The 25,800-nt window shown below is 38.8% G+C and carries 20 protein-coding genes and 1 pseudogene; 11 read left to right on the top strand and 10 right to left on the bottom strand.

Annotated elements, in window-relative coordinates; translation table 11 throughout:
• Nucleotides 1-7: 7 nt before the first annotated feature.
• On the bottom strand, nt 8-2,902 hold the full coding sequence (locus tag WFN33_RS09595) for a valine--tRNA ligase (RefSeq protein WP_336952800.1): 2,895 nt from the start codon (nt 2,900-2,902) through the stop codon (nt 8-10).
• A 349-nt stretch (nt 2,903-3,251) separates the two neighbouring features.
• Between WFN33_RS09595 and WFN33_RS09590 the strand changes: the two genes are divergently transcribed.
• The 3 genes from WFN33_RS09590 to WFN33_RS09580 all read left to right on the top strand — a co-directional run bounded on the left by WFN33_RS09590 (nt 3,252) and on the right by WFN33_RS09580 (nt 5,691).
• Entirely contained in the window at nt 3,252-3,947 is a 696-nt protein-coding gene (locus WFN33_RS09590; protein WP_004722586.1) for a hypothetical protein, read from the top strand.
• Between the two features lie 80 nt (nt 3,948-4,027).
• Nucleotides 4,028-4,825, top strand: coding sequence for an SDR family NAD(P)-dependent oxidoreductase (locus WFN33_RS09585; RefSeq protein ID WP_004722584.1), 798 nt, complete (start codon nt 4,028-4,030; stop codon nt 4,823-4,825).
• Nucleotides 4,826-4,923: 98 nt separating this feature from the next.
• Nucleotides 4,924-5,691 (top strand): hypothetical protein, encoded by a 768-nt coding sequence (locus tag WFN33_RS09580; protein ID WP_336952799.1) that lies wholly within the window; start codon nt 4,924-4,926, stop codon nt 5,689-5,691.
• A gap of 154 nt (nt 5,692-5,845) precedes the next feature.
• Here WFN33_RS09580 and WFN33_RS09575 read toward each other — a convergent pair.
• The 9 genes and pseudogenes from WFN33_RS09575 to sdsA all read right to left on the bottom strand — a co-directional run bounded on the left by WFN33_RS09575 (nt 5,846) and on the right by sdsA (nt 17,691).
• Nucleotides 5,846-6,878, bottom strand: a pseudogene (locus WFN33_RS09575) (agmatine deiminase family protein).
• Between the two features lie 160 nt (nt 6,879-7,038).
• Nucleotides 7,039-7,467 (bottom strand): YbjQ family protein, encoded by a 429-nt coding sequence (locus tag WFN33_RS09570; protein WP_056514420.1) that lies wholly within the window; start codon nt 7,465-7,467, stop codon nt 7,039-7,041.
• A gap of 9 nt (nt 7,468-7,476) precedes the next feature.
• The gene (locus tag WFN33_RS09565) at nt 7,477-7,827 is read right to left on the bottom strand and encodes a YbjQ family protein (protein WP_336952796.1); all 351 of its coding nucleotides are present in this window, start codon (nt 7,825-7,827) and stop codon (nt 7,477-7,479) included.
• 103 nt (nt 7,828-7,930) lie between these two features.
• Entirely contained in the window at nt 7,931-9,391 is a 1,461-nt protein-coding gene (gene adeK, locus WFN33_RS09560; protein ID WP_336952986.1) for a multidrug efflux RND transporter AdeIJK outer membrane channel subunit AdeK, read from the bottom strand.
• Nucleotides 9,391-12,570, bottom strand: a complete 3,180-nt coding sequence (gene adeJ / locus WFN33_RS09555; protein ID WP_336952795.1) for a multidrug efflux RND transporter permease subunit AdeJ — start codon at nt 12,568-12,570, stop codon at nt 9,391-9,393. Before adeJ ends, adeK begins: the two co-directional genes overlap by 1 nt.
• A gap of 13 nt (nt 12,571-12,583) precedes the next feature.
• Nucleotides 12,584-13,840, bottom strand: coding sequence for an efflux RND transporter periplasmic adaptor subunit (locus WFN33_RS09550; protein ID WP_336952794.1), 1,257 nt, complete (start codon nt 13,838-13,840; stop codon nt 12,584-12,586).
• The gene (locus WFN33_RS09545) at nt 13,840-14,478 is read right to left on the bottom strand and encodes a phosphatase PAP2 family protein (RefSeq protein ID WP_336952793.1); all 639 of its coding nucleotides are present in this window, start codon (nt 14,476-14,478) and stop codon (nt 13,840-13,842) included. Before WFN33_RS09545 ends, WFN33_RS09550 begins: the two co-directional genes overlap by 1 nt.
• Before the next feature lie 159 nt (nt 14,479-14,637).
• Nucleotides 14,638-16,692: a site-specific recombinase gene (locus tag WFN33_RS09540; RefSeq protein WP_336952792.1), complete on the bottom strand. Its 2,055-nt coding sequence runs from the start codon at nt 16,690-16,692 to the stop codon at nt 14,638-14,640.
• Nucleotides 16,693-16,707: 15 nt separating this feature from the next.
• On the bottom strand, nt 16,708-17,691 hold the full coding sequence (gene sdsA, locus WFN33_RS09535) for an All-trans-nonaprenyl-diphosphate synthase (protein WP_336952791.1): 984 nt from the start codon (nt 17,689-17,691) through the stop codon (nt 16,708-16,710).
• Nucleotides 17,692-18,121: 430 nt separating this feature from the next.
• Here sdsA and rplU point away from each other — a divergent pair, with 430 nt between their 5' ends.
• From rplU to cysG, 8 genes are all read left to right on the top strand, one after another.
• Nucleotides 18,122-18,433, top strand: a complete 312-nt coding sequence (gene rplU / locus WFN33_RS09530) for a 50S ribosomal protein L21 (RefSeq protein ID WP_004722561.1) — start codon at nt 18,122-18,124, stop codon at nt 18,431-18,433.
• Between the two features lie 19 nt (nt 18,434-18,452).
• Complete coding sequence (gene rpmA, locus WFN33_RS09525) at nt 18,453-18,707, top strand: 50S ribosomal protein L27 (protein WP_004722560.1); 255 nt, start codon at nt 18,453-18,455, stop codon at nt 18,705-18,707.
• 251 nt (nt 18,708-18,958) lie between these two features.
• Entirely contained in the window at nt 18,959-19,654 is a 696-nt protein-coding gene (lolA, locus tag WFN33_RS09520; protein ID WP_004722558.1) for an outer membrane lipoprotein chaperone LolA, read from the top strand.
• A 188-nt stretch (nt 19,655-19,842) separates the two neighbouring features.
• A complete protein-coding gene (locus tag WFN33_RS09515) occupies nt 19,843-21,306 on the top strand; it encodes a carotenoid oxygenase family protein (RefSeq protein WP_336952788.1) in 1,464 nt (487 codons plus the stop codon).
• 12 nt (nt 21,307-21,318) lie between these two features.
• Nucleotides 21,319-22,029, top strand: coding sequence for a hypothetical protein (locus tag WFN33_RS09510; protein WP_336952787.1), 711 nt, complete (start codon nt 21,319-21,321; stop codon nt 22,027-22,029).
• A gap of 111 nt (nt 22,030-22,140) precedes the next feature.
• Nucleotides 22,141-22,947: an RsiV family protein gene (locus WFN33_RS09505; RefSeq protein WP_336952785.1), complete on the top strand. Its 807-nt coding sequence runs from the start codon at nt 22,141-22,143 to the stop codon at nt 22,945-22,947.
• 108 nt (nt 22,948-23,055) lie between these two features.
• Nucleotides 23,056-24,327, top strand: a complete 1,272-nt coding sequence (serS, locus tag WFN33_RS09500; RefSeq protein WP_336952784.1) for a serine--tRNA ligase — start codon at nt 23,056-23,058, stop codon at nt 24,325-24,327.
• Between the two features lie 81 nt (nt 24,328-24,408).
• Nucleotides 24,409-25,782 (top strand): siroheme synthase CysG, encoded by a 1,374-nt coding sequence (gene cysG, locus WFN33_RS09495; RefSeq protein ID WP_336952783.1) that lies wholly within the window; start codon nt 24,409-24,411, stop codon nt 25,780-25,782.
• Nucleotides 25,783-25,800 lie beyond the last annotated feature (18 nt).

Here is a 25,800-nt window from a genome sequence, read left to right as displayed (position 1 = left end):
GCTTAGCTTAAAGCGCCGCAATCTGCTCCATATTGGCTTTAATCTTAGCTAACTGATCTACAAATTCAGCAAGTTTAACCTTTTCACCTTCAACAACCGCAGCAGGTGCTTTAGCCACAAAGCCTTCATTTGCAAGTTTAGAAGCAATTTGGTCATGCTGTTTTTGAACCTTGTCTAAGTCTTTTTGCAAGCGAGCAAGTTCTGCTTTTGGATCAATCAAGCCTTTCATTGGTACAAATACAGACACATGACCAACAACAGAAGATGAAGATAATGGTGGTTGCTCAGCTTCGGTTAAGAAGGTAATGCTTTCAACTTTAGCCAATGCTTTAAACAATGGTTCAATACGTGCAATCTGTGCTTTTTCAGCATCAGTCGCGTTTTGAAGCAATACAGGCAATAAACGTGCATTACCTAAGCCCATTTCACCACGAATATTACGTACAGCACCAATCAAGCCTTGTAACCCAAGCATATCTGCTTCAGCCTGTTCATTGACACGTTCAGGGTTAGGAACAGGGTACGGCGCAAGCATGATGGTTTCACCATCAATACCAATCATTGGTGCCAGGGTCTGCCAAATTTCTTCAGTTAAGAATGGCATGATTGGATGTGCAAGACGTAAAGACGCTTCCATTACAGAAAGAAGGACACGACGAACTTCTGCTTTACGCTCAGTCGATACTTTTTCATCATTTAGTACTGGTTTGGTCAGTTCTACATACCAGTCACAGTATTCATTCCAGATGAACTCATAAATTGCTTGAGCAGCTAAATCTAAACGGTAGGTTGCAAACGCTTGTTGAACGGCAGCTTCCGCTTTTTGTAAACGGCTGACAATCCATTGTTCAGGAAGTTCCCAAAGATCTTGACGGATTTCCTGACCAATTGGCTGTTGTTCACAGTTCATCATCACGAAACGGGTTGCGTTCCAGATTTTGTTGGCAAAGTTACGATAGCCTTCAACACGTTTCATATCGAACTTAATGTCACGTCCAGTATTGGCAAGTGCACAGAAAGTAAAACGAACCGCATCTGTACCGTAAGCTTGAATACCTTCAGGGAATTCTTTACGTGTAGATTTCTCAATTTTTGGTGCATCTTTAGGGTTCATTAAACCAGTGGTACGTTTTTGTACTAAGGTTTCAAGATCTACACCATCAATCAAATCTAATGGGTCGAGTACGTTCCCTTTAGATTTAGACATTTTTTGACCTTCACCGTCACGAACCAAACCATGTACATACACAGTTTTAAATGGAACTTGCGGTGTACCATCTTCATTTTTCATGAAGTGCATGGTCATCATGATCATTCGGGCAACCCAGAAGAAAATGATGTCAAAACCAGTAACCAATACATCCGTTGGATGGAATGTATTTAAGAAATAGTTTTCTTTATCTTTTGCTTCATCTCCGGTCCAACCCAGTGTAGAGAATGTCCAAAGACCTGAAGAGAACCATGTATCCAGTACATCTTCATCTTGGTTTAATTCAATATCAGCAGCGATATTATTTTTTTCACGAACTTCTTCTTCAGAACGACCAACATAAATGTTGCCTTCTGCATCGTACCAAGCTGGGATACGGTGACCCCACCACAATTGACGAGAAATACACCAGTCTTGAATGTTGTTCATCCAAGCCATATACATATTGCTGTATTGTTCAGGCACAAATTTGATATCGCCGTCTTTTACTGCTTTGATTGCAGGCTCTGCAAGAGGCGCAATTTTAACATACCATTGGTCGGTCAATAATGGTTCAATGATCACACCTGAACGGTCACCACGTGGTGGTTTCAGCGTATACGGTTGAATTTGGTCTAACCAACCTTCAGCTTCAGCTTGTGCAACCAATTTTTTGCGTGCAGCAAAGCGCTCTAAACCAATATAGTCAGCTGGTGCTGGGATGGTTTTAGAAATCGCTTCGCCAGCTTTTGCGATAAACTCAAAATCAGCTAAAACTTCGGCATTTTTGTTGAAAATGTTGATGATTGCGAGTTCACAACGTTTGCCCACTTCATAGTCATTGAAGTCATGTGCAGGGGTGATTTTTACACAGCCTGTACCGAATTCTTTATCAACATATTCATCTTTAACAATTGCAACCGCACGACCCGTAATTGGTAAGATAATATTTTTACCAACAAGATGTGCATAGCGTTCGTCATCTGGAGCAACTGCAACCGCAGTATCACCCAGTAATGTTTCTGGACGGGTTGTTGCAACCACTAAATAATCGTGACCGTCTTGAGTACGTAGAGACTTATCTTCAAAGAAGTATTTGAAGTGCCACAATGAACCTTGTTCTTCTTTATCTGATTCAACTTCTAGGTCTGAAAGTGCAGTTTGTAGTTTAGGATCCCAGTTTACCAAGCGTTTGCCACGGTAAATCAAACCTTGTTCATGCAGTTTTACAAATACTTCCTTAACAGCATTTGACAGGCCATCATCCATGGTGAAACGTTCACGTGACCAATCTACAGATGAGCCAAGACGACGAATTTGACGGGTAATTGTACCGCCAGATTGTTCTTTCCATTCCCAAATTTTGTCGATGAACTTTTCACGGCCTAAGTCATGACGACTAATATCTTGAGCTGCCAATTGACGCTCAACCACCATTTGAGTTGCAATACCCGCATGGTCAGTACCCGGTTGCCATAAAGTATTTTTGCCTGACATTCGGTTGTAACGTGTCAAGGCATCCATGATGGCATTGTTAAAACCATGACCCATGTGCAAGCTACCTGTGACGTTCGGTGGCGGAATCATGATACAGAATGAATCGCCTTTACGAGACGGTTGGAAATAACCTTTCTCTTCCCAAGTCTTGTACCATTTTTTCTCGATCTCGGTAGGATCGTAGGTTGTAGCAATATTTTGCGCTGAATCAGTCATAGTAAAAACAGATCAAAAGTAAGTAAAAAATTGCATTCATTGTAGCAAATATTCATTAGGAATGTTGATTCCTGTTATGGCATATTTATCTTGAATTGAATGCAGCAATCAAAACATGAGAATACAAGATGCATTTGTGGTTTTTATCGATCTTAAATATGACAAATGTTGGATATTGTGGGGTTTTAACTGAGTCATATTTACAAATGCGTGTTTTAGATATTTGATTTGTTGAGAGTATTTGTGATTGATATTCAACAAATAGCAGTGGTTAAAGACAATGCAAGATATTTCAAGTTTTGCTAAGATCAAAATTGAATAGGACAAAACAACAAAAGGACACATAACAATGCAGTATAAAATCGATTTATTGATTAAACAGCAAACGTACCAAGAGTTAAAAAGCATTACCCAAAGTTTGAATCATGGTGAAAAAAGAGATCTAGCAAAACAATTAGGTAATGTCTTTACGGAAATGTCATGCCAAGTGCTGGATCAGGTTTTTGGAACCTTACTTGATGAACAACGTAAAAATGATGCACTAGATGCAACAGGGAAGAAAAAGCTCAAAGAAGCTGAACAGATTTTTGATCAGATTGAAGGGGCATTAAAAAAATATATGCCGTGGTCAATTTCCTTTTTTAGTAATGATCGTCTAAAGCCTGTGGCAAACCATATTCTTAAAAAGTTTGAAGATTCAGATGCAACTGAAGTGGTGATGTATTACCAATTAGACCGTAGCTTAGGGCAAGAAGCGACCAGCAATATTCAAAAGGTCATTCAAGGGGATACCAGTGCTTTGCCTGTGACACTAAAAAATTTGGTTAAAATTATTGACCTCGGTGTATCAGAATTTATCCGTGACCCTAAGACTTTGTTAAAATTTAACTTTGTGGTCGATAAAACCTTAAATGGTGTGATTAATATGATCACCAGTACTGGCTATAAACGCTTAGAAAAAGTTGGCGATGAATACAATCCTCGCAATGTAGAAAAGGCGCAACATTATGCAGAACATTTTAAAAAGTTTTTAGTTGAAGGTTAGTTTTTAAAAGCAAATCACTTGATTGATTTGGTGGGTCACGTGGTCTAATATTTATTCACCATATTCAAGAGCATAATAAAATGGAAAGCTTAGAAGGAAAGGTGGTTTGGATTACAGGCGCATCTTCAGGGATTGGTAAAGCCTTGGCTGCTGAATGTGCTTTACAAGGTGCACAAGTGGTTTTAAGTGCAAGACGTTTAGAAGAACTTGAAAAAGTTCGTATAAGTCTTCTTAACCCAGATCATCATATTTCTGTGGCAATGGATATTACCGATGAAGCACAAGTACGCCATGCATATGAACAAGTCTTAGATGAGAAAGGGCGTATTGATTGGTTGATCAACAATGCGGGTTTAAGCCAAAGGGCACTGATTGCTGATACCACAATGCAAACTGAACGTGCGATTATGGAAATTGATTACTTCTCTCAAGTGTTTTTGACCAAATTGGTTTTACCAACCTTTTTAGCTCAAAAATCTGGGCGAATTGCGTATATTTCTAGCGTTGCGGGCTTATTGGGGACGCAATATCGGGCATCTTACTCTGCAGCAAAAGCAGCGATTCATATGTGGGCAAACAGTTTACGCGCAGAAGTGGCACAAGATGGTGTTAATGTTTCTGTTATTTTCCCTGGTTTTGTAAAAACCAATGTATCTTTCAATGCCTTAAATGGTGCAGGAAAAGCACAGGCACATCAGGATGAAGCCATTGAAAATGGATTAGAAGCTGATGATTTTGCGCAGAAAACAGTTTCTGCTTTATTAAAAGGTCAAGAATATATTGTCGTGGGTGGGCGTAAAGAGAAATTGGGTGTGTTGGTTTCTCGTCTATCACCATCGACACTTTATAAAATGATTCGCAAAATGAAAGTAAAGTGATTGAAAATTCATAAATTTTATGTGTATTGATGGCGTTTATACATTGTATAAGCGCTTTTTCTTAATATGTTCCGTCTCTATCTATAAGCACAAAATCCATGTTAAACCTAATGAAAATAATATTTAAAATCATCAGTCTACAATTCATATTGATCAGTGCGGTTTATGCAAATATTTGTGATGATACTCAAGTTGTCGCACAAATATTGAAGCAGGCTAAAATTGTAAAGGTTGAACAGTCTTTAATCGACTGTAAACTCGATCCGGTCGATAATTCAAATATGATCATGGCCTATGCCCAATGGATTCCTGTAAAAGGAAATGCAGAAGAAAGGGATTATGCTTTAGACTTATTTAAGTTTAATCCAAAAAATTTAAAGGTGATTTATCACTATGCTGTTGCTGAACGCATGGTTTCGGACGCAATTAGCTTAAATTCTATTGAGCTGGATACTGCAAATTATAAAGTCACTGATTCAAATAGAGCTTTGGGTCTAAGATTAAATTACTCAGGTCACTCACAGCCCTTTCCTTTTTCTATGCAACTTTTAAATTTATATGACCTTAAAAATAAACAACAAATTCTGGACAGTTTGATTGTGACACGTAATCGGGCAGAAGTAGATATGCATTGTAATGCAGATATTGAAGAACGCGCTTCTACCTTAGTCATGCAGTCAACCCAAACCAAGAAATATACGGATATTTTGGTCAATAGCAAAATTAAACGCTACCAGACGCAAGTGATAAACGAGGATTGCCAAGAAGTTAATCATCACTCATCGCAACAACGGTTTGTTTTAAAATTTGATAGGAAAAAATATCAATTTCCTAAAAGTTTTAAAGATGAATATCAGTACCGATAGGCAGTACAGTACAAGAGTATCAATAAAATTAAGTCATTGCAGCGTAATGCTGATTATTCAACATCCATCTTCTCGTTAGCGAAAAAATAGCAGTGAGCTAAAAGATGAATGCTTTTAGAATAACAGGATATTTGAAAGGGTAAAAATCGAATGCTTAATGTATTTTATTGAAGTAGTTTAATAATAATTCAGCATTTTTGCCTCTTAATTGCCATGACATACAGCGCACTCCACCCCCCATATGGCACACCTGTGCAGAGTGAATTGGGATGACTGTTCGTTTGGTTAGACGACGAATTTGCTGTAATGCCAGTGCATCTTGTTTAATACCAAATTGCGGAAAATAAATACGCTCAGGCGTAACCAGCATATTGGTATATAAACCACAAGCTGAACCAAATTTTTCATCATAGATCTCACTGCCATCATAAGGTGTGGTGATTTCATGAATTTTGATATTTGGAATACCGCGTTTTAAATCAATTTTTAACTGTTTGGCGTATTCGGGATCTTCAGGATAAGTGTTAATCACTAACGTATTCTGATCTATAAAGCTCACCACGCCATCCGCATGTTCTAAGCCACCTTGTTCATCCGCTTCAATAAATGCAATATGTTTAGCACCTGTCAAACGGATCAGCTGTGCTCTTGCTTGGGTTTCGGTTAAATGATTGTCAGCTAAGAACTTGGTGCTTAACACAGCATTGCCATAGCCATCTTCAACCCAATTACCACCATCATTGAGCAGTTGGGTCTGGGTAAATTTTAAGCCAGCCTTTTGACTATAGGCTTTAAAGTCTGATTGAACATCATCAGAGATGGCTTGAGCCTTTTTGGTTCCACCTTGTCCTGCTGCGGTATAACGAAAAAGAACAGGTTGATTGGGATTGGCACTACTAAAATCACGCATCCAAATATCTTGCATAGGCGCAATAGTGACATGCTGTTTACCGAGTGCGTTAACATAATCAGGGTAAAGTTGTTGATCGGTTAAGATCATCACATTGTCACCATTTTGAATAATTTTCTTTGCATAATCGACGTGGAAATCAAAGATATCATCGATTTTTTCTGCATAGTACTTATCTTGACTTTGTGGCGAAGCCAATACAATCAATTCTGCATTTATTGTGAATGGAAGCATAGACAGTAATCCAATACTTAATTTTAAGTGCTAAAGCTTTCATGATGTCTAACCTGTTCATGAAGTTAAGATTTTTTCATTTTTGTTATGGTTTAGATATTCCCAGATCTTTACATCACCAGAATACAAAACCAGACAGTCCAACAGCGATTATGTATTCTGATGAAAAAATCATGATGATTATTTAAAAAAGAGGAGTGAGATTAAGTTGCTGTTCCATAGGCAAAGACTTCAACCATTCCACCTTGCATACCGAGTTCAGTGGTACTTAAACGTAAGCCCATAATATGCGTTGCTCCAATATTTTCAGCTTCCTGTTTTAATCTAACAATTGCTTCTCGACGTGCGCGATCGACGACACTCTCATAGGTGGTTAAACGACCACCAAAGAAGTTCTGAATTTGCGCGATAATATATTTAAAATAATCATGTGAAATGACCACATTACTACTGATGAGTTGTCCATGCTTTTCAGAGACTTGGAACTTATTGGTATCAATCCGAATATGAGCAAGCCGTTGTTCATTGTCTGCCAATTCTTTTAAATGCTTTTGTTCGATAAAACGTCCAAACCCCCAGCCAATAAAAAACAGAACCAGTGTGAGCCCAATTTTAAAAATTAAACCATCCATCTGTTTCGCCTATTTTGAAAATGGATCAGGAAGTTGTGTCGTGGTCGGTTCAACAATGACTGCAGTACCATAGACAAAAAGTTCTGAAGCACCTTGCGCAATATTAGAGGTAGAAAAACGGATACCGACAATTGCATTGGCACCTAAACCACGTGCTTTTTCAATCATACGATTCATGGCTTCTTGACGCGATTCTTCTAATAATTCGGTATAGCCTTTGAGTTCACCACCGACAATATTTTTTAGACCAGCCATAAAGTCACGTCCGACATGTTTGCTGCGGACTGTGCTTCCATAAACGACATCAAGCTGTTGCTTTATTACATGGGCTGGAATAGTTTCTAAATTACTGAGTTTCATTTTAAATATTCATTGATGATGTCTTACTTTAAACATAGGAAATTATCCACTAAAAAGCAATAAAAAAAGCCCACCGAAGTGAGCTTAGATTATCAAATTGATATTAACTGACTTTTTTATCTTTTGAATGATATTTCAATTCAGATGAAGAGGCCGGTTGTGCAATTTGATCCGCAGTGTTGGCTTTTAAACCACCACCCAGTGTTTTATAGACTTCTACCTGATTGTTTAAGTTCGCTTGCTCTAATAGCAATAAACCTTGTTCAGCAGAGTAAGAGGTACGTTGTGCATCTAATACAGATAAGAAACTATCAATACCTGCACGGAAGCGAGCATTTGAAAGTTTATACGTTGTATTGGTCGCATCAACTAAACGTTTTTGAGCAGAAAGACGATCACCAATATTTTGGCGAGTCGCTAATGCATCATTAACTTCACGGAAAGCAGATTGAATTGATTTTTCATAGTCAGATAATGCAATTTGTTGATCTGTTTCTGAAATTTTAATATTTGCTCTACGTGTACCCCAATCCCATAAAGGAATATCAAGACTAGGGCCTAAAGACCAAACGAATGCACCTGATTTAAATAAATCACTTAAATCAGTAGATGCATAACCCGCAGAACCCGTCAAACTGATTGTTGGGAACAAGCGTGCTTTCGCAGCACCAATATTCGCGCCAGCAGCAGAAAGCTGATATTCAGCTGCTTTTACGTCTGGGCGATTGTTGAGCAAATCACTTGGTAATCCTGATGCAAACACAGCATTCGAGGTAATACGCGTCACACGTTGTGTAGGCAATAAATTGTCAGGAACTGATTGTCCAACAAGTAGATTCAATAAGTTCTGAGCTTGGGCAATTTGAGTCTTATAATTGGCAACATCATTACGTGCGGTTTCAACAGAAATTTGAGCCTGACGAACAGGAACTTCACTGTCGATCCCAACATCAAAACGTTTTTTGTTGAGGTTATAAGAATCAAGTTGAGCTTTTAATGTTTGGTCAGCAAGTTTAAGTTGCGCATTGGCAAATGAATAATTTAACCAAGCTTGAGCAACTTGACCAATTAAGCTGATTTGCGTTGCATCACGGGCACTCGCGGTCGATAAATAAGTATCAAGAGCATTGTCTTTTAAACTTTTTACACGGCCCCAGAAGTCTAACTCATAAGCAGTTACACCGAGACCAACATTATAACGTGTTTGAGCACCAACACCTTGATCTTGACGTAAAAGACCACCACTTGCACCAATCGTTGGTAACTGATTGTTTTCAGTGATTTGATAAGCTTGTTGAGCACGTTGAATGTTCAATGTTGCTGTACGTAAATCACGGTTATTGGCTAAAGCAAGATCAATTACTTGAAGTAAGCGTTGATCTGCAAAAAACTCTTTATAACCTTGTTCAGCAATAGATGTACCAGTGTTATTTTGAATATAACCTGTTGGTATGTTTGCTTGAGCTACGGGTTCTGGGCCACGCATGCTTTGACAAGCTGTCAAAGCAAGCGCAAGTGCAGATACCGCAATGCTACGACCTGAAATAGACCATACTTTCTGCATCACGATTTATGCTCCTGAATATTTTGATTTTTAGGTTTGTACTTAAAGATACTACGAATCCATACGAAGAACACAGGAATAAAGAAGATACCTAAAAGTGTTGAGCTAATTACACCACCCAATACACCATAACCAACTGAGTGTTGGCTACCGGCACCTGCACCGCTTGATAAAGCAAGTGGCAATACACCGAAACCGAACGCTAAAGTCGTCATGATAATTGGACGTAAACGCATTTTTGCAGCATGCAATGTCGCTTCAAACAATTCTTCGCCTTGTTCTTGCAACTCTTTTGCAAACTCTACAATCAAAATCGCATTTTTTGCAGACAAACCGATGACTGCAACGATCGCGACTTGGAAATAGATGTTAAATGATAAGTTAGGATCACCTTTGATGACCATTCCCAACCACGTTAAAGTAAATGCACCAATAACACCTAAAGGTACTACTAATAATACTGAAACAGGGATTGACCAACTTTCATATAAAGCTGAAAGGCAAAGGAATACAATAAGCAGAGAAAGAATCAAAAGCGGAACAGTTTGGCTACCAGATTCACGTTCCTCTAAAGATAGACCAGTCCACTCATAGTCGAAACCTGTTAAGCCCATAGATGGTAACTTACCAATAATTTCTTCCATAGCCATCATGGCATCTCCCGAACTTACGCCCGGTGCTGGTGTACCTTGAATGTTTGCAGAAGCTACACCGTTATAACGTTCTAAACGAGGTGAACCATAAGTCCATTGGCCTGTTGCAAATGCAGAGAATGGAACCATAGTGCCGCTATTATTACGTACATACCATTTGTTTAAGTCTTCAGGCATCATGCGAGCACTTGATTCGCCTTGAACATAGACTTTTTTCACACGACCACGGTCTACGAAGTCATTGATATAAGAACCACCCCAAGCCATGCTCATGGTCGAATTAATATCCGCAATACTAACCCCCATTGCACCCGCTTGCGCTTGGTCAACGTTGATTTGATATTGAGGTGTATCTTCTTGTCCATTTGGACGAACACCAGCAAGACGTTTGTCTTGTGCAGCCATGCCTAAAACAGCATTACGTGCAGCAACTAGCTTCTCGTGACCTTGACCACTTGCATCTTTTAACTGAATATCAAAACCTGATGAAACACCTAATTCTGGCATTGCTGGTAATTGCAATGGCATGATGTACGATGCATCTTTGACAATCATATTTAGTGCCATACCACGTTGAATAATGGCACCAATTTGTGATTCAGGTGTTGTACGTTCACTCCAGTCTTTCAGTTTCATAAATGCTAAACCAGCATTTTGCCCGACACCAGTAAATGAGAAGCCAGAAACTGTAAAGATAGTATCTACATTGGCTTTTTCCTCATTTAAGAAGTAATTGGTCATGGTGGTGATGACTTTATCTGTCCGTTCAAGGCTGGCGCTTGGTGGTAATTGAACAAGCGTCATAACCATACCTTGGTCTTCTTCTGGTAGGAAAGAAGAGGGGAGCATTTTATACAGTCCGACTAAGGCAACAATCACAGCAACGTAGATCACACCAGAGAAGATCTTATGATGGGTCATACGATTGACACCACCTTGATATTTCTCAGCTACTTTATCAAAGCTACGGTTAAACCAACGGAAGAAACGCGCAAAAATGTTATTGCTTGGTTCTTTATTTGGATCATGCTGTTTTAACAATGTCGCACAAAGAGCAGGGGTAAAGGTTAAAGCAACGATTAATGATAAAACCATCGCTGTAACCAGCGTGATCGAGAACTGACGGTAAATTACACCTGTAGTACCACCGAAGAATGCCATTGGCACAAATACAGCAGTCAATACACTGGTAATACCTACCAAAGCACCTGAAATTTGTTTCATCGACTTTTCAGTGGCTTCAACTGGACCTGTATGTTCTTCTTGCATCACACGTTCGACGTTCTCAACTACAACAATTGCATCATCGACCAAGAGACCAATCGCGAGCACCATGGCGAACATAGTTAAGGTGTTGATTGAGAAGCCAAAAATATTAATAACTGCAAATGTACCCAGTACAACCACAGGAACAGCCATTGTTGGGATAATCGTTGCACGCCAGTTCTGTAAGAATAAGAACATCACGAAGAATACAAGAACGATTGCCTCAATTAAGGTATGTACCACACTTTCAATTGAAAGCTTGATAAATGGTGTAGTGTCATAAGCAAGCTTATCTTTTAGACCATCTGGGTAGTTTTTACGTAGCTCAGTAAGACGTTTTTCTACAGCAGCCGCTGTATCAAGTGCATTTGCACCTGTTGCCAGTTTAATTGCTACACCGCCAGCAGGCTTACCATTAAATTTAGAATCAAATTGATAGTTATCTGAGCCTAGTTCTACACGGGCAACATCACTTAAACGAACCTGAGCACCAGAAGCAGTGTTTTTCAGGAAGATATTTTTAAATTGTTCAGGAGTTGTCAGCATGCTTTGTGCATTGACAGTCGCGTTAAGAACTTGACCTTGGATCGCTGGTGCACCACCCAATTGACCTACAGCTACTTGTGAGTTTTGCGCACGAATAGCAGCAGCAATGTCACTTGGTGTCACTTGCAAACTGGTCATTTTAGCTGGGTCTAGCCAAATACGCATTGCATATTGACCACCAAAGACTTGAATTTCACCTACACCTGCAACACGACTGAGTGGTTCAGAAATATTTGAGTTTACATAGTCTTTAATGTCAGCCCCAGAAAGACTGCCATCTGGCGAATAAAATGCAAGTACTTGCATGAAACTTGCGCCAGATTTGGTCACTTTTATCCCTTGACGTTGTACATCTTCGGGTAAAAGTGCGGTCGCTGACTGTAATTTGTTTTGTACTTGAACTTGTGCAATGTCTGGATCAATACCTTGTTCAAAATTCAAGTTGATTGATGCCTGACCATTACCCGCACTGTTCGATGAGATATAACGTAAACCATCTAGACCATTCATTTGTTGTTCAATGATCTGAGTTACTGTGTTCTCAACAGTTTGTGCCGAAGCTCCAGGATAAGTTGCAGCAATTGTCACCACAGGAGGGGCAATTGTTGGATATTGAGCAACAGGCATTTTTGTTAGCGTAAGAATACCCGCCAACATAATCACCAGTGCAATCACCCATGCAAAAATAGGGCGATGAATAAAAAATTGAGCCATATTCGTCTACCCCTTATGCATTTGAAGTAGCTTTTTGTTCACTAGACTTATTTTGTTGAACAGGTTGTGCTGCTGTACCTGGTTTAGCACCTGCTTGTGGTGCAGCCGCTTGAGGTTGATACGGTTTAGCAACAACTTCTTGTTCTGGTTTTACTTTGGCAATCCCATCTACAATCACTTTATCGCCTGTGTTTAGACCTTGAGTGACAATCCAATCTTTACCTTGAACACCTACAGTCGTTACAGGACGGCTTTCTACTACACCTTTTGCATTTACAATCATCGCGATCGCTTGACCGGTTGGTGTGCGTGTAATTGCAGCTTGTGGAACTAAGTAAGCATTTGGAATTAAGCCTTGTACGATTTGCGCATTGGCAAACATACCTGGCAATAATAAATGGTTAGGATTTGAGAAGACTGCACGTAAAGTCACAGAACCAGTACTTGGATCTACACTTGCATCAGAAAATGCAAGATTTCCTTCCACACCGTAGTAGCTACCATCCTCAAGTTTTAGACGAACTTTGGTATTGTTGCTACGATCAATACTACCTTGACTTAATTGTTGACGTAGACGTAATAGCTCAGCACTTGATTGGCTGATGTCTACATAAATTGGGTCAAGTTGCTGAATCGTGACCAGAGCATTGGCTTGGTTTGCAGTGACTAAAGCGCCAGCAGTGACTGAAGAACGACCAGATTGACCTGATATAGGCGAACGAACTGTCGAATAACCTAGGTCAATTTGCGCATTTTTAACAGCAGCGTTTGATGCTGAAATATCTGCTTCTGCAAGTTTGATTTGAGCAAGTAAATCATCATATTCTTGCTTAGAAACAGCATTGATGCCGACAAGTTGACGATAACGATTTGCTTTAACTTGCAATGCATTTAAATTTGCTTGCTGACGTACTAAAGCTGCTTTTGCACTGTCTAAGTTTGCACGATTGATGCTTGAGTCAATCTCATAAAGAGGTTGACCTTCACGAACAAAACTGCCTTCAGTAAACAAACGTTTTAAAATAACACCATTTGTTTGTGGGCGAACATCAGAGATTTGATACGCTGAAGTACGACCTGAAAGTTCAACAGTTTGTTCTACGCTTTGTGGCTGAGCAACAATGACACCAACTTCAGTCGGCGGCATTTTTTGGGCAGCACCACCAGCTTGTTGTGCCGATTTAGGATCTTTGCTGCAGCCTACAAGTGCAATACTTGTTGCGAGAGCACAAGCAGTAAGGGCAGGGGCCCAAAGCTTTGCCGACATCATTATTCCACCTCGTTTAGATTTTTATCTAAAAATAATTTGTTCTGTCTTAACGTTTCTCGTGACAGTATGAGCCATAAAATAGCAGCCCATATGACACCTATACCCCATCCAGTGAGTACATCAGTTGGGAAATGTGCACCTAGATAAACTCTAGATCCCCCCATGCTTAGAAACCATAAAAAGCCCCCTAAGCTAATCCATTTAGCTTGGCGATGCTTTTGAAATATAAACATAATCGAACAGCAGACAATAGCAGCATAAATACTGTGGGCACTAGGAAATGAAGCACCATAGGTTTGCACCATTTGGTAGATTTCATCAGGTCTTGGACGATTGACTAGATATTTAATAATCCAACCAATTGCCGAAGCACCAAGTAGACCAATGCTGATCATCAGTACATTCGCATATTGTTTGAGGCGTATGAAATATAAATTGCATAGCCCTGCGATCACAATCATTGACGGTAAGCCGCCCAGATAGGATAGGGTAAGTGCTAAACCATTTAAGACCTCTAAACGGTGTGTACTCATCCATACAACGCTTGAAAAATCAAATTGTTGTATCTGGTTAATGTTTAAACCAACACTCCCAATAAGTAAACCTATACAGCCAATAAGGAGCAATACATAAGGCATAAGATAACCTAGAGTATATAAATTGCGTACGTTAAGTTTATTTAATGCACTGAAGTGTACTAGCCAGTACACTTTTTTTCAAGTGAGTAAATTTAGGTAATTTATACTAATTTCTTTTTGTGAAATATTTAACAATTTGCACAAAAATTAACAAAAAGCTTAGTGATTTAGTTTGTTTTGTGAGTTTGCCTCATCTTCCAGTTGTAACGGTTGCTTTGGGGGCCAAAAGAAATCTAAAGGACGGGTAGAAAAATGGGTAAATATAAGTTTTGCCAATGGTTTCCATTGCGAAAAACGAACTTGTCTTGCTCGAAGTGCCACAATAATGGTGAGGGTGAAACTGACAAATAAGTTGGTTAAACCAATACACAACACGCCAAGGAAAGACACAATAATGAGACCAATATCAGGTGAGCCATTGATGGTCATTAAGCCTTGAATAAAGTTGGCAGCAGCAAAAGCAATATGACGGATATCTAATGGTAAGCCTAAAATAAACCCAATTGTTCCCATACTTCCAAGCATAATACCAAAGATAAAATTACCTGCTAAAGCACCCAAGTTTCTTTCTATATAGTCTGCAAATTTTTCCAACCTTGCTTGTCCCATTATTTTTTTCAATTTCATATGGGCTTTTAAACGAGGACCGACTTTTCGATAGACTGACATATTGTCAAAATATCCAGCGATTAATCCCGATAAAAATAAACAAACACCAGCGATTGCTGCATGTGGTATTGCTAGTGAGGTAAATGGATTTAGACTGGCGAGTAAGGTTGTCGCTTTCGCATGGGTTAAAAGTGGTTCATGCATCGAAAGTTGCCATAGATACGTTATTAAAGCTGCAGTTGGAATTGCAATCGAAATATTTCCCAGAATTGCAATAAACTGCGTCCGAATAATATTAATAATCAGTCCTGCAAGTTCAGCAATTTGTGCTGTTTTTGAACCTTTTTGGTGCTGAACTGTTGATGCTAGTGCGGCTGCAGTCATTGCTGGTTGCTTTGTTGCTACAGTAAAGTGCAAAACATGAATCAGTATAAAACCCAATGAATAATTCATGCTGTAAAGAAAAGCATGCATAAATGGTGCAAGAACTAAACGTGCTGTCAGTATTTTAAGTGTTGCCATGGTGGCAATAATCGCACCTGCACCTGCAGCTGCTTTATACATGCCAAAGAAACCTTTCTTATCGGTACTGACATAATGTTCGCCCGTCTTACTTGCATTTTCAGTGACTTGTAGTGCAATCAATTCACTATTAGTTTTGAGTAAATCACGTACACTGGTTTCACTATAGTGTGCATTGACTAAATCGGTGAGTAATTCGCCACAGAGTTGATAACGAATTTGATCATCTTCTACAAGTAAGTTGAGAAGCAGTTCAATTCGATCAATACATTGTTCTAGTAGCGATAATAAATAAGTCAAACTTAAGCTAACACCAATCCGTTTAATTGCTCGACGGATTTTTAATACCACATCGCGGCATTGTTCAATCATAACCAAAGCTTGATCTGCATCTGGAGCTATACCAATAGCAAGCTCATCTTCATCTTGATGCTGCTTCTTATACGCTTCTATAAATTCAACTATTTCACGATTTTGAACTAAAAAAGGAGATTCATATTCCTGAAGTTCTGGGTAAGCATTAATAAATTCAGGATACAGACCAATACCACTGATTCGATAGGAAAGTACTGTGATGGCTTTAACAATGTCGCGTTTAATTCCCAATTTATCGTTTTTATAACGATGACCTTGATTCAATAAGCGGAATAGTTGTTCCCATTTCTTTTCACTTATATTTTCCAGCCAATACTTATCGCTACGTTGATGAAACACTTTGCCGACCAAATCTTTGAGATCAGATTCGTCTTTTAATAAAGGTAGAAAATGTGCACCGATACGTTGTCCAAGCTGATTCCAGAAACCGTCTAAGGATAAAATCCCGCTATCAGCATATAATCCTGCTTGTTTATAGTGGTTAACCAGTTTTAGTAAGTAACCTTGAAACGCAGATGATGCATTTGGTGTGATTAAGAGTGCTTGAAGTAATTCCTCAAATTTATTTTGACTTTCTTCTAAATTGTGGCTGTCAGTAGGTCTGATACGATTGATTAATTCAATTAATATATCAGGATTGGGAACAACTTTTATGCTATCAAGTTGTTCCTGCATAAGGAGGAAAAGATCATTAAATTGTATATGCATAAGCCTTGTTAAATTTTATTGAATTCGATGTAAGGCAAGTTGCGCTAAATTATACAATGCCTGGCGATACTCAGATTCAGGTAAATGATTTAAAGCCTGAATCGCAGCATGAGTTTCTTCTGTTGCACGGCGACTACAGTAATCTAAAGCACCTGAGGTCTGAACAATTTGAATCACCCGATCCAAATCGCTTGTTCCTCCAGTTGCAATACTTTTACGGATAATCTCGTGCTCTTCACCTTGGGTATTTGCTAAGGCTGAGATTAAAGGTAAAGTGGGTTTACCTTCCATTAAATCATCACCAATATTTTTACCTAATGTTTCAGCATCAGAAGTGTAATCTAAAATATCGTCAATAATTTGGAAGGCATTGCCAAAATGGCCAGCAAATAAGCGTAAAGATTCACGATATTCAGGTTTCCCAGCAAGGATTGCAGCACCTTCAGTTGCAAGTTCAAATAAACGAGATGTTTTACCGTGAATAATATCTAAATATGTTTGTTCAGTTGTTTCAGGTTGATGTTGGGCTTGGAGTTGTAACACTTCGCCTTCAGCGATTTCACAAGTGCCAGTTGAAAAGTCTTTTAACAAAATCATATTGTCTAGATCGACAAGAAGATCGAAAGCCCGAGAAATAAGGAAATCCCCAACCAATACCGCAGTTTGGTTGTTCCAAGTCGCGTTAGCAGTTGGACGACCACGACGTAAACCAGATTCATCGACCACATCATCATGCACTAGTGTTGCAGTGTGTAACATTTCTATGATGGCTGCCAGTTTACGATAAGGCTCCATCTGTAAGTCTGTTGCACCACATGCTTTTGCTGCAAGTAGGCACATAATTGGACGCATCCGTTTACCACCAGCTTCAACAACATGTTTACTGACCGCCATTACTAAAGCAACTTTTGAGGTAATCCCTTCATTAATAAACTTGTCCATTGCAGCAAAGTCGGTTGCAACTGGAGCGAGAATATCTTGCTTAAAGTCGATGGTCATCGGGTGGGAGCCTCATGCAAATGCGTTATAAGTTGCTAGTGTAACAATTAACATGTCTCAATGTTGCTTTTGAAAGCAGACATCGTGCCTGAATCTTAATGATTTGTTCCTCCTTTGTCCAAAGATGAATAAAGCATTTAACATTCAATAGATCATTCTTTTGAGCTACATAGTAGCGGATTTGTTTTAAAAATCTATTTCAATTTTAGCTGGATCTTAAAAAAAAATTCATATTATCAAAGGGAGAATCTTAAAAAAATGAATATATGCAGATTATTTTCTATACAATGCTAATATTTGCTGGAAATGACTTGTTGTTTAATTCATTATCACTTAAAATCTTTGCCCTTGAATAACCCCCAGTGGCGTTCGTCTTAAGATCGGTATATTCCTTTATCGGCACGACGACACGGGTCAGTTGGAGTACGTTATGTACGCAGTAATCCAAAGCGGTGGTAAACAGCACCGTGTTGTTGAGGGTGAAACCCTTAAAGTAGAATTGTTGAAAGCTGAAACTGGCGCGACTATTACATTTGATGATGTATTAATGGTTGTGAATGGCGAAAGTATTCAAATCGGTGCTCCAGTTGTAGCTGGCGCAAAAGTAACTGCAGAAGTGGTTGGTCACGGTCGTCATGACAAAATTCGTATTGTTAAAATGCGTCGTCGTAAGCACTACCGTAAACAACAAGGTCACCGTCAATGGTTTACCGAGTTGAAAATTACTACGATCGCAGGTTAATCACTAGGAGTATATAGACATGGCAACTAAAAAAGCCGGTGGTTCGACCAAAAACGGTCGTGATTCGAATCCTAAAATGTTAGGTGTTAAAATGTACGGTGGTCAAGCTGTGACTGCTGGTAACATTATCGTTCGTCAACGTGGTACAGAATTCCACGCGGGTACAAATGTTGGTATGGGTCGTGACCATACTTTATTTGCTACTGCTGACGGCGTAATCAAATTTGAAGTGAAAGGTCAATTTGGCCGTCGCTATGTATCTGTTGAAGCGTAAGTTTTAATAGTGCAAAAAAGCCCGCTTTATTGCGGGTTTTTTTATCAGTTTTTTTAGCATTAAAGAAAAAACCATCTTCATCATGATGAATAATTTTCAACATATTGCACCAATAACAATACAAAACTTCTTATTTTCTCAATTATTACTGACTCAATTTGGTTTAAGATAAGCAATCTAATAAATTACATTCTGTGCCAAATATTATCTGAATATTTTAATTGAGGTGCAGACATAGAAAAGGTGGACATATGAATATGCTTCGTAAAACGATGGGTGCAGTGGCTATAAGTGCAGCGCTGTTTGCACCTGTAATGAGCACAACAGTTTTTGCAGCAACTGCTGCTTCGGAGCAACAAGCAACCGCAAATCTGGTTAAACAACTCAGTGGTGTAAAAAGCTTTACTGCAAATTTTGAGCAAACCACAAAAGCGACTCAAACAGGTAAAGTTGCACAGAAAAAGGGTTTAACCGCTCAACATATGAATCAAACTTTTAAAGGTACAATGAAGGTTGAGCGCCCTGGTAAATTCTATTGGGAAACCACGACACCCGCGAAACAGACTATTGTGACTGCAGGTCGTACAGTGTGGATTTATGATCCTGACTTACAGCAGGCTGTACGCCAAAGTTTAGATGAGCAGGTTGCTAATACACCGGCATTACTACTCAGTGGTAATACCGAGCAAATTCAAAAGGCTTATCGTATTACTCAGCCAAATGCAGGTAAAACTTACTATACCTTGTATCCAAAACAAAAAGATGGTGCTTTCCAAAGCTTGACGATTAGTTTTGGGGCGAAAAATGCACCGACTTTAATGATCTTGCAAGATTCTTTAGGTCAAACAACCACTGTGCGTTTTAACAATGTACAGGTCAATGCGGCTATCCCAGCATCTACCTTTAATTTTGTGCCACCTAAAGGTACAGATATCATAGATCAATAAACGATTTTAAATGAATAGAAGAGCAACCATAAGGTTGCTTTTTTTATGCCAATTAAACAGAACAAAGCAATAGACTCGGTCATGTTAATCAGGCGAATGATAAATAGCGACGAGCAAATAAAGTGGCTTTCAATATAAGATTATTCTATGCTCAAACAAGGGTTTGAATATAAAAATAGAGATTCTGTATGTATCGCAAAACACAATTGAAACTCAAACATTACCCAAGGATAACTGCGCAAAAATCATTTTTTAATGTTTTGAGACAAAAGTTAATCTGCGTGATTGGGCGATTTTTAAGGCGACATCGTCGTGATAAGGAAGTTAATCTATATCACAAAAAGCTTTACCAACCAGTTGAAGAAATCATCACAACTCACTTAAAAATATCAGGAATTATCCCAGATCATTTAAATGGCTTATTGTTAAGAATTGGTTCAAATCCGATTGAGATAGAAAAGCCTTCATTATTTGAGTGGTATCTTGGTCATGGAATGATTCATGCACTCAAATTACAAGCAGGTAAAGCAATCTGCTTTAAAAGCAGTATGCTGGCCACAGATACTGTACAGAAATATAAACAACGTCCCTCAATAGGTGGTTTTCGCCGTGGCGCACATGATGTTGTGAATACCAACATTTTTAAACATGCAGGAAAGCTTTGGGCAGTGATTGAAGCTGGCGCGTTTCCGATCTGCTTAGATGATGAGTTAAATGCAGAACGTTATCAGTTGTTTAATAGTGATGCTGATTTACCGTTTACGGCACATCCTCGTAAAGATATCAAAACAGGGCACCTACATGCGATTAGTTATGATGCCTTAGATCGTAAAAATGCCTATTACCAAGTGATTGATCAGCATGGCGATTTGATTCATGTGACGCAAATTTTATTACAACATGGTCCCATGATTCATGATTGTCTCATTACACAACATGAAGTTTTGGTTTTTGATTTTCCACTTACTTTTTCTATGGCTCGATTATTACGTGGCGCAAGTGTTCCGTATCAATGGAATAAACAACATCCAGCGCGTATCGGAATATTGCCTAAATATGGAAATGCTGAAAAGATTCAGTGGATTGAGCTTGAGCCATGTTTTGTTTTTCATGCGGCAAATGCTTTTCGTGATCATGAAAATAGAATTATTTTAGATGTTTTAGTACATCAGGACGATTTTGAACATTCTCAACACGCAGCTTATGAATTGCAACATGCACAATTAGAGCGTTGGAGCATTGATCTAAACTCACAGACATTAGATAGATCTGTACTCGACTCTCGGATTCAAGAATTTCCGAAAATTGATGCGCGTTTTACTGGGATTCCATATCGTTATTTATATACTTTGGGTTTTGCTGGAACTGCATTGTTCAATTGTTTATATATTCATGATTTAGAAATGCAAACATCGGTGAGTTATGATTTTGGTATACAGTGGGCAATGGGTGAAGTCACTTTTGTGGCTGAGCATGAGCACAGTGCAGAAGGGCATGGTTATTTGATGGCCTATTTACATCATTTGGACGGAGAAGCAGCTAAAGCTGTTATTTTAAAAGTAAATGGATTGGAAATTCAGCCACAAGCTGAAATTGATTTGGGGGTACATGTACCACTGGGGTTTCATTGTAGTTGGGTGGATTTAGCTTAAGGTTTGAAAATTATGACTGTAGATTTTAAACATCCATTATATCATCCAGAAACGGCCTCTAACTCTTTTATGACTGCAGATCTTATTTTGTGTTTAATCAAGTTTTATGAAGTTTTTTCAAACAGAGAATCCAGTTTTGAGCTGAGTCGTTACTACGATGTATATTTAGAAGTCACCCCAAATAAAAAAATATTAAAAGCTTTATTTTCAGTTCACAATAATTATGAAAAGTATCTTTTAAATACAATTTTCTATTGTTATGACATAAAGAAGAAAGTGTTTATTTATGATGATGCGAGTGATTTATTTGAAGAACAAATTGATGAAGTCAGATGCGATTTTGAGGATAATTTGGATGGAGTTGTCAGTCCTGCAATCACATTGAAAATGATCAAACAAGCTGGGAAGTATTTTGTTCAACATAATGAACGTGGTGCTCCACGACAGTTCCATACTTTTGTGCTAACATTTTTTAGTGATAATGATTTATTTGTAGTTTTGGCTCAACCTAGTGTTGGCCCTGACCCTGAGGATTGGATGTTTGGTGTTATTAGTGGTATTCAATGTTATTTAGTTTTTGATCTAATGAGTTTAAAAATTATAAAAAAGTATTATTTACACACAAGAAATGATTATTTAAAACATAGTTATCAACAAAAAAGATGGATAAATGCGCGTATCAACAGGAAGAAGATGTTAGCAGAAAGCAAATCTTTGAAATAACAACGCGCTTATTTACAGTGTAAATAGGTGATAATTACAATAATGAATATTAATTTAAAGGTTCTGGTTTTATGATAGGGCTATTACTAAATATGCTTTAAAGATATAGAAATGAAAGTAAATTTTAAAAGTGGTCTGATTTTTTTATCTCTTTTATCCAGTATGCTCATGGTTAGCGCATGCCAGGAAAAGCCGGAACCTCAAGCAGAACAGGCTGCAACTGCGACTCAACACGCGAAAATACCGCTGATTCAAGCCAAAGTTGAGCGAGTCAACGTGGTAAAAAAACAGTTTTGTGATGAAGATGGTTGTACACAATATGATTTGCAAACTGTTAAAAGTAATGTGTCTTGGCTAGATGATTATTTTCTAAATCGTATTAAAAAAGATGTACCTGGCGCATTTGAAAAAGATCAAAATCATGCCCAAGCTGAAAGTGAAGCGCAATCTTCAGCTAAAGGTTTAAATCAAAATTCAATTTATGTTCGTTTTATTTCACAACAAAATAATTTAGCCACTTTTGTGATCCAGACTTATACCTATGTAGCAGGTGCAGCTCATGGGATGTATCACAATGAATATGTGACATTCGATTTAACCACGCAAAAGCGCCTCGCCTTAACTGATATTCTAAAACCAAACGTGGAAGCAAAAGTGGCTGAACAGCTTTATGATGCCAATGCGAATTGGTTGATTCAAAAAGATATTACACGTGAAAAGTTGCAGTTAAGCGATAACTATTATTATGGTGTAAATGGTCTAGTTTTTGTTTATCCACTGTATGAGCTTACCTCTTATGCAGAAGGTATGCCTGAGTTAAAACTGCCGTATCAAGTTGCAAAAGATTTGATTAAAGCTGAGTATTTACCAAGTCTACCTCAAGTCGAAGCGGCTGTCGAAAAACCTGTTACACCTTAATTGCCTTCAAATCATACAATTCATGTATGTCTAATGCTCTGTCACTGTATTTTTTACAGTGAAGAGCTTACACTATAGTCAGTTTTTTTCTTACCCTTTAGATTGACTATGATCGACCCGAAATTAATCAGAAATAATATCGAGGCTGTAAACTTAGCCTTAGCCAAACGTGGTGTACAACTCAACGTTGAAGAATGGGCATCACTAGAAGCTCGCCGTAAAGAAATCCAGTCTAGAACTGAAAACTTACAGGCAGAGCGTAATTCGGGTGCGAAACAAGTTGGTCAAATCAAAAAATCTGGTGGCGATGCTTCAGAAATCATGGCACGTATGGGTGCGATTGGTGATGAAATTAAAGCTGCTGAAGTTGAATTGAATGAACTTCAAGCTGAATTAGAAGCAAAATTACTCTCTATCCCAAACATGCCACATGAGTCTGTACCAGAAGGGAAAGATGAAAGTGATAATGTTGAAGTATTCAAATGGGGCACACCGCGTCAATTTGATTTCGAAATCAAAGACCATACAGACCTTGGCGAAATGATGGGTGGTTTAGAGTTTGAAACGGCAACCAAGTTAACGGGGACACGTTTCAGTGTATTGAAAGGTCCATTAGCCCGTTTACAACGTGCATTGACCCAGTTCATGCTCGATACGCATACCCTGAAAAATGGTTATACTGAAGCATATGTACCCTATCTTGTTAATGCAGACTCATTGCGTGGTACGGGTCAACTGCCTAAATTTGAAGAAGATTTATTTAAATTACAAGGTGAAAAAGAATACTATTTGATTCCAACGGCTGAAGTTCCAGTGACGAACTTTGTACGTAATGAAATCATTGATGCTGATCGTTTACCGTTGAAATATGCTGCGCATACACCATGTTTCCGTAGTGAGGCGGGTTCTTATGGTCGTGATACTCGCGGTTTGATCCGTCAACACCAATTCGACAAAGTTGAAATGGTTCAAATCGTAAAACCTGAAGATTCAATGGATGCTTTGGAAGCATTGACAGGGCATGCGGAAGGGATCTTACAAGCATTGGGTTTACCATATCGTAAAATCGTTTTATGTGGTGGTGATATGGGCTTTGGTGCATGCAAAACTTATGATTTAGAAGTTTGGGTACCAAGCCAAGATACATATCGTGAGATTTCTTCTTGTTCAAGTATGGGAGATTTCCAAGCACGCCGTATGATGGCGCGTTATCGTGCAGATCAAAAGAAAACTGAGCTGGTACATACTTTGAATGGTTCAGGCTTGGCTGTAGGTCGCACTTTATTGGCTGTGATGGAAAATTACCAACGTGCTGATGGCTCTATTGAAGTGCCAGAAGTGTTACGCCCGTACATGGCTGGTGCAACATTTATCGATTAAATGTCGAAAACTCGATATTTGGTTCAGTTTTGTGCATAAATATTGCTTAGTACAATCAGATTTGAACTTTTGAGGAACACTGTGGAAATTTTCCCAATTTCACTAAAACTGCAAGGGCAACCTTGTCTGATTGTGGGTGGTGGGCATATTGCTTACCGCAAAGCAGTATTACTTGCAAAAGCAGGTGCAGTGATTCATGTGATTGCGCCAAATATAGAGCAAAATCTCTTAGATATTGTCCATTCAACCTATGGGCAATATCATGCGGATAAATTTGATTATCAAATTAGCCTAAGTAGCTATCGTTTGGTGATTGCTGCAACCAATGATAAAGCTGTCAATCAAGCTGTTTTTGAAGCTTGTGAAGATTTAAATGTGTTGGTCAACAGTGTTGATGATCCTCCACATTGTCGCTTTATGGTGCCTGCGATCATTGACCGTTCACCACTGGTAGTTTCAATTGCCACCAATGGTGCTTCTCCTGTTTTATCTCGCCAGATTCGTACTCAGCTCGAAGCTTCTATTCCACATGGCATGGGTAAACTTGCTGATTTTTCTGGAAAATGGCGTAAAGCAGTTAAAGAGCAGATTAGTAATCCTGATGAACGTCGAATCTTTTGGGAAGATTTATATGCCAGTCCTTTAAAAGAGCAGGTGTTTAATGACAACCTCAAAGAGGCGGATCGTTTAATTGAACAAGCTTTGACAAAATGGCAAAAACCAAAAGGTGAAGTTTATTTGGTGGGGGCAGGACCAGGTGATCCTGAGCTGTTAACTTTAAAAGCACTTAGACTGATGCAGCAAGCGGATGTGGTGATTTATGACCGTTTGGTCTCTCCAGCAATTTTAGAATTATGTCGGCGTGATGCTGAAAAAATATATGTCGGAAAAGCACGTTCTAATCATTCCGTGCCACAAGATGGTATTAATGCATTACTGGTCAAATATGCCACCGAAAACAAACGTGTATGTCGTCTAAAAGGTGGTGATCCATTTATTTTTGGTCGCGGTGGTGAAGAAATTCAAGAGCTTTTTGCAGCCAATATTACATTCCAAGTCGTCCCAGGTATTACTGCTGCATCAGGTTGTTCAGCCTATGCTGGGATTCCGCTTACACATCGTGATTATGCACAAAGCGTTCGTTTTTTGACGGGGCATTTAAAAGAAGGTTCACCAGAATTACCTTGGAATGAGCTGGTTTACGAAAATCAGACATTGGTTTTATATATGGGCTTGGTGGGACTAGAAAAAATTTGTGAAAATCTAATATCACATGGTCAACGTCCAAATATGCCAGTGGCTTTGATCTCCAAAGGGACAACCCCAGATCAAAAGGTGGTGGTTGGAACTTTGGCAGATATTGCATCAAAAGTTGAAGAAAACCATATTCAAGCGCCTACTTTGACCATTATTGGTGAAGTGGTGAATTTGCGCGAACAGTTACAGTGGCAATAATATCTGCCTAAATTTTTC

This window comes from Acinetobacter sp. AS167 (genome assembly GCF_037152175.1).
Taxonomy (GTDB): Bacteria; Pseudomonadota; Gammaproteobacteria; order Pseudomonadales; family Moraxellaceae; genus Acinetobacter.
This window is presented reverse-complemented; position numbering and strand designations above follow the sequence as displayed.